A 5,981-nucleotide genomic window follows, 5' to 3' on the forward strand; every position below is an offset into this window, starting at 1 on the left:
AAAATCAAGGTTCTGCTGGTTCTCGATAATAGCGGAAACACTGTCTGCGATCCCTTCATTGGAAGGATAGAAAGTAATGTTCAGGTTCTCGCCGTTCAATCCTGCATGACTTGTATATTGCGGATCGAGTTCGGAATCGTTCACCCTGATAAGTCTGTAAGCACGATCTCCATCGCAGACATTGTCTGTTGCCAGATTATAAGGATGAGAGTTTATGTTTCCGTCATCACTGTGTATGTGTCCCCAGAGTGCCATATCGACCTCAAGATCGGAAAGATCTATCTGCTCGGAAAAGTCATAGTGATAGAACAGGACCTTTGCTTCGCTCTCTGCTGCTTCCTGCAGATCCTCTTCCAGCCAGACGATCTGTGATGGGATAAAACTTTCATAACCGTAAATGTCATACATATAATAGTCATAGTTCAGATATGCTTCCATACCCACGAAATGAACAGATCCATAATCAAAACTGTAATCCTGAGTATAATAAGGCTCAATATCAGGAGGATCGGAAAGCCAGTTCCAACCGAAAAATCTCCACCAGTTCCGTCGGGCAGTCCCCTGCGGAGGAGGAGTATCACTCCAGCCTCCCAGATCGTGATTTCCTGAGACGAGATAGACAGGAACTTCCAGTTCTTTCATTAACCTTTGTGCTTTTGTGAAATATCTCCGGTTCTCGAAATCCTCCAATTCTCCTTCATTGACCAGGTCTCCGGTGAACAGCACAAATTCGGGATTGATCAAGTTAATATCATTGATAACTTCCCGAAAGTCGACGATTTCGGAAGTATCGGTCAATGTCTCTTCATCAGGATAGAACAGATGGGTCGGCAAATGCGTATCTGTGATATGAATGAAATAATATTCGTTTTTGATCTCATGAATTATCTGAACAGCATTTGCAGTTATATCCTCGATATCTCCCGATGCTGTAACCTTCAGATCGTATAATTCAAAGATCTCCGGTTCGGGAATAATGGTTGTTAAAAACCAGCGCTGCCTGGAAGTATCGAACACTTCCCCGTTAATGTTCAAAGATAGCGTGTTTTCGTTATGGATCAGTTCCGCACTCCAGTCCGTTGTTGATTCCGGAGCAAGACAAACGATCTCCATTGCCTGTCCCGGAATGACGATTGCCGGAATGTTCAATAGCGGTCGTTGAATAACCGTGAGCGTGTCTCCGATCGGATTATTTTCTATGATAACACCGATCTGACCGGAGCTTAAATAAGAAACTTCCATTTCGTTAATATCTGCCGAGAGCAATTCGATATCCGCATCTCCTGAATTCAGAGCATTGAAACTTAAATTTATCAAAGGCTCGATCCCGGAAAAAGAAAAACTGCCGGTAAAATCTATGGTAACTTCATTCCCAACTATCTGATCCGTTACTGTACCATTTTCCGACAGGGTTCCATTCTCATCAAAACCTGAATAGTTCACAATTTCAGGATCGAATTCAAAATCCAGTTGATAGGAATTGATATTTGCGGATTCTTCAAGAAATGAAATTAGAACAGGAATTTCAAAATTATATTCTCCGTAAATATTTTCGGAATTTGTTGAGAAAATATGACCACCTGGATCGGAATTGAAATCATTTATGTTTCTGGGATGCAGTAGAAAATAACCCCAGGAATAGGAAACAATTCCTGTGATAGAATTGAACGGATAGTTTTCAAAGAGAGGAAAACCCATTTCTTCAAGATTAAAAAATCCGGGACCGATATAACACTCCCCGGAACCATCATCGACCTGCCATTCCGACCATTCATTATATCCGGAAAATACTGTAATATCTTCAACTTTGATCAGAACACTTTCGTATGCTTCCTGTAAATTTATGTCATTCGTATTAACTAAGGCTGACAAAGGCAATGGATTATTTGAACTGATGATCTCGAAAGAAGATATATCTCTGATTTCAGTAAAACCATGATATTCCCAGATTTGACCATAAACAATGATGCTGTCTCCAATTGCCGGTGTATGCTCATTATCATAGATATAAATTCCATTCCAGGCTCCACCGGTTGAGGATGTGATGAAATAATGATCAGTATCAAAATTTATACCGGAAACGATTCCACCGGTTATAATATATTGTTCAAATAAAGGTGACGGATATGTTCCTTCGCTTCCGGGAATTTCTGTGTATTGGATTTCATAGATGCTGGTTTGTGATAATAATATGAAATTGCTCAACAAGAAAAATAAAACATAATATTTTTTCATTTTTACCTCTGTTGTTAAGAAGAAAATAGGTTAAAAATTGTCAAACAACTTATTTGGAATTAAAGCTCGCAACAATTTCCGAACTACATTTTCGGATAAATTCTATCCTGATATTTCCGGAATATTGTTTTATCGATCCTGCTATGAAGAACTTCGCATTTCAATTTCACTTTGAATTCGCTTTTATCTTTGATGATTTTTTTGGTTGATATGAAACTTGACAATTACAACAATAAGAAAAGATTGAAACTAAAAATAGAGTAAACGATCGGAGCAAAATATGAAGAAAACATTAACCGGAATTTTATTTCTAATCATTTTATTTAATTTTTTAGAAGCCAGACCGGTGGTCATGCTGACCGGATATTGGTCTCCTACCAGCGAAATGATCTATCGTTTCAGTCCTGATCCGATCTTGAATCCGGATGGCTGGATCGGGGAAAACTGGGAACACAGAGGTTACGATGTTTATGCCTTTTTCCCTGCCTTCGATGTTTATACTCGTGAATTCGAAGTAGATTACCAGGCAACCTGGAACGATTTCTGGGCAAGAACAGAAGAATTTCATCCGGAAATTATTATCAGTTTCGGAGCAGGAGACGGACCCTGGGAAATCGAAACCAGAGCAATAAACAGAGATGAATGGGAACCGGATGAAATCCCCCCGTATTATCCAACTCCAAATCCACCGGACAGTACTATGGAAGCGGATGGTGCCAGGTATGCAACTTTACCGCTTGAATATATTAGAGATGCTGTCTCCGAGCAAACAAATCTTTATACCTGGATTGATTATAATGACGATCCCGGGGATTTTCTGTGCAATTTTATTGCCTATTTGGGAATGTGGTATCAGAATATGCATGCTCCGGAAGATGATGAATACTATTGCCGTGCTGCCGGATTTATTCATGTGGATGATTTGATAGATATTGATGAAGCAACTCTGGCAGCGGAAGTTACTTTGCGTTCAACTTTGATATATTTTGCTAATTTGACGGAACTGCAAGGAAGCGTGATTGCCGGTGCACCTCTGGAAAACTGTCTTGTAACTCTTACGGATGAAGATGGTAATGTCTATGAAACAACTCCTGATGAGAACGGTGATTTCCTTATTGAAGATATATTATTTGGAACTTATTCCGTTACTGCTATTGCAGGAAGATATTATTATTACCAGGATGAATTTGTGTTGGATTCTCATGATGATTTCCTGCTGATAGAAATGGAGGAATATACTCTGACCGATCCGTTAACATATTGTCAGGGAGCCAATGAATTGATCAGTGAGGATATAGGTGCCTTTATCTTATCAGCTGCATATTTTCCAACAGAAATGTTGTCTCCATACCAGGATTATCATTTGAATTCAATTCTGTTTACTGCACCGGAAAACTCAGATGATTGTACAGATTTCGTGTTTTTCTATAGAGGTAATCCCATGGAAAATAATTTGAGTTTGATCCAGACAGTTTATCCTCCCGATTATCAGCAGGAAGAATTGGTCGAAGCCTGGTTGAATGATATTTATTTTCTTTCGGAAGAAGATTTACAGGCTGGTCTAACTATTGCATATGGATTGAATAGTCCGAATAATAATATCGGTTATTCGGATAATACCGTTTCCAATCCGAACGGTAATTTGATCAGAGTTGGTCAGACCTGGTATCATGCGGATGAAGAATTTGATATTCAGGGAAATTGGGATCTGCGGCTGGGATTCTACGGAGTGACAGCAATAGACTCTTCCGAAGAGATAATAAGTACTAATGATATTAAATTAGCGAACTTTCCCAATCCATTCACAGTATCTACTACTATTTCATTCGATGTAACACAATATTCTGATTTTGTGACTTTAGACATCTACAATATAAAGGGACAAAAAGTAGCGACACTTTACCCGAGCTTGTGTCATTCTGAGCTTGTCCAAGGACGAGGGGAAATAATTTGGAATGCATCAAAGTTCTCATCAGGAATTTACTTTTATCGTCTGACTACCGGACAAGATTCATTTACAAAGAAGATGATATTGAAGAAATAGAACTTCCGATTGTCCGCAGGACATCGGAATGTTTTGATTCATTCGGAAGTTCTCTCATTTCTAAGTTCAACTTGGGAATGAGAAGGAATTTTTTATCTCCAATTCTCTTTCAATTCCTCAATCAATACTTTAAACTTCTCCTCAACAGCTGGCAGTTTTTTCTTAATCTCATCGATATCTTTGACGAACATTGTCTCTTCCAGGAAGGAAACTATCTCTTGCGGATAAGTTCTTTCAGCATATCTCAAACCAAAATCGTATTTGTTTCTGCGGTATTTCAGATTGAAAAGATACGCCATCTGACCGAAAAGCTGCTGATAAGTTCGCAGAGCATCGATCTTGTTATTACGAGCAAGGTTCTTCTTGATCTCGATCAGTTGGATAGGAAAATAATCGCACATATATTGATAGAAGAATTTTCCTTTTTTCTTGATAACTTCATCCGGAGTTGGTGTCTGGTCGATCAGGTTTTTCTTATCGATCCAGATTTGTGCCTTACCGTGCCGGTCGGATTCGAGAAACCTATTTCCTGTTGCTGATTTCTTTTCGATCAGAATATCAACATAAAAAAAAGGGGGAGAGTTGTCGACGATGTAGAACCTGTGCGCATGTTCGTGCCACATTTTATCAGGAACTTTGAAGATATGTTTGATAGCATAATTCTTATCAAGGAATTGTTCTATCTGTTCGAAAACAGATTCAACTGCTTCATCTTTACAGATCATCCCGATATCCAGATCGGAATATTCATCGAGAAATCCGGTAGCAGCAGAACCTCCTTCCCAGACTGAATAGACAGAATCATTGGAATCGAATAGATTTTTTAATTCTCTTTTGATATTTTCTCTGAAATTGTTCATAATTTTCCTTAGCGATTTCGCCTGATCTCATCAAGTGTATCTTTTGCAGAATCGACCATCTTCCAGATCTTCTCCAGTTTTTCACAGACATAATCATCACAATAGGCACAGTTCTCTAACTTTCTTTCAATGCAGCAACTCCTGATCGTGCAGTCATGACAAAAGACCATTAATCTCTTATTTGTTGGAAGGCAGCCATCACAATTAATATCATCTGGTTTTAAAGGATATTGTTCGGAATTCCATTCGGATGCAACTTTCTTTCTTTTCTCATCATCATTTTCTAAAGTTGATATAAATGCAGGACAGACGGCACAATCTAATCCGCAAAAGGCTATCATTTTTTGCATATTTCCTCCTGATTCGTAAAAACTTTATCTATTTGTTTTTGTCAAAAGAATAAATTTCGTAACGGACAAAACGAATATAACGAGTAGAGAAGTAATTCACAACTTGCTACGAAGTGAGGGTTGGGTATGATTAAAGAAAAACTATTTTAATAAATCACAAAAATTTAATCTCAATATCCTTGATCTTTTGAAAATCATTATCCAGAGTAACTATATTCAAATTGTAAAATCTTGCGATATTGTATTGATAAAGATCATCAAAATCAAGATTTAAATTCTTTTTTGATTCAGTTAAATTCTTATATTCTTCTTTTGGAAGGGATAATAGTTTTGTTTTAGGAAGAAAATCTTTTATGAATTTTTGAAAAACATCTTCTTTATTATCCCTAACTCGGCTAAACCGAAACCAAAAGGACACTGGTAACCAGAGATGAATACGAATAAATATAAATCATAATTAACGAAAAAAAGGCTTTATCAAAGTCAATGCTT

Annotated in this window: 5 protein-coding genes; 1 reads left to right on the plus strand and 4 read right to left on the minus strand. The window is 37.8% G+C overall.

Annotated features, from left to right (window positions below):
* Positions 1 to 2,235 (minus strand): hypothetical protein (locus tag ENL20_11255; GenBank protein ID HHE39129.1); only part of this gene is annotated, 2,235 nt, incomplete at its 3' end.
* A gap of 280 nt (positions 2,236 to 2,515) precedes the next feature.
* On the opposite strand from ENL20_11255, the gene ENL20_11260 reads away from it, so the two are divergent.
* Positions 2,516 to 4,279 carry a T9SS type A sorting domain-containing protein gene (locus ENL20_11260; GenBank protein ID HHE39130.1) on the plus strand — a complete coding sequence of 588 codons (1,764 nt, stop codon included), beginning with the start codon at positions 2,516 to 2,518 and terminating at the stop codon, positions 4,277 to 4,279.
* Between the two features lie 92 nt (positions 4,280 to 4,371).
* Here ENL20_11260 and ENL20_11265 read toward each other — a convergent pair whose 3' ends face one another.
* From ENL20_11265 to ENL20_11275, 3 genes are all read right to left on the minus strand, one after another.
* A complete protein-coding gene (locus ENL20_11265; protein HHE39131.1) occupies positions 4,372 to 5,139 on the minus strand; it encodes a hypothetical protein in 768 nt (255 codons plus the stop codon).
* Between the two features lie 8 nt (positions 5,140 to 5,147).
* Positions 5,148 to 5,480 (minus strand): DUF3795 domain-containing protein, encoded by a 333-nt coding sequence (locus tag ENL20_11270; GenBank protein ID HHE39132.1) that lies wholly within the window; start codon positions 5,478 to 5,480, stop codon positions 5,148 to 5,150.
* Positions 5,481 to 5,643: 163 nt separating this feature from the next.
* On the minus strand, positions 5,644 to 5,937 hold the full coding sequence (locus tag ENL20_11275; GenBank protein HHE39133.1) for a PIN domain-containing protein: 294 nt from the start codon (positions 5,935 to 5,937) through the stop codon (positions 5,644 to 5,646).
* Positions 5,938 to 5,981 lie beyond the last annotated feature (44 nt).

The sequence above is a fragment of the Candidatus Cloacimonadota bacterium genome (assembly GCA_011372345.1).
Lineage (GTDB): Bacteria > Cloacimonadota > Cloacimonadia > Cloacimonadales > TCS61 > DRTC01.

Excerpts from the sequence above, each read along its gene's own strand:
- ENL20_11260 (HHE39130.1), top strand. The coding sequence starts at position 2,516 with ATGAAGAAAACATTAACCGGAATTTTATTTCTAATCATTTTATTTAAT.
- ENL20_11265 (HHE39131.1), bottom strand. The coding sequence starts at position 5,139 with ATGAACAATTTCAGAGAAAATATCAAAAGAGAATTAAAAAATCTATTC.
- ENL20_11270 (HHE39132.1), bottom strand. The coding sequence starts at position 5,480 with ATGATAGCCTTTTGCGGATTAGATTGTGCCGTCTGTCCTGCATTTATA.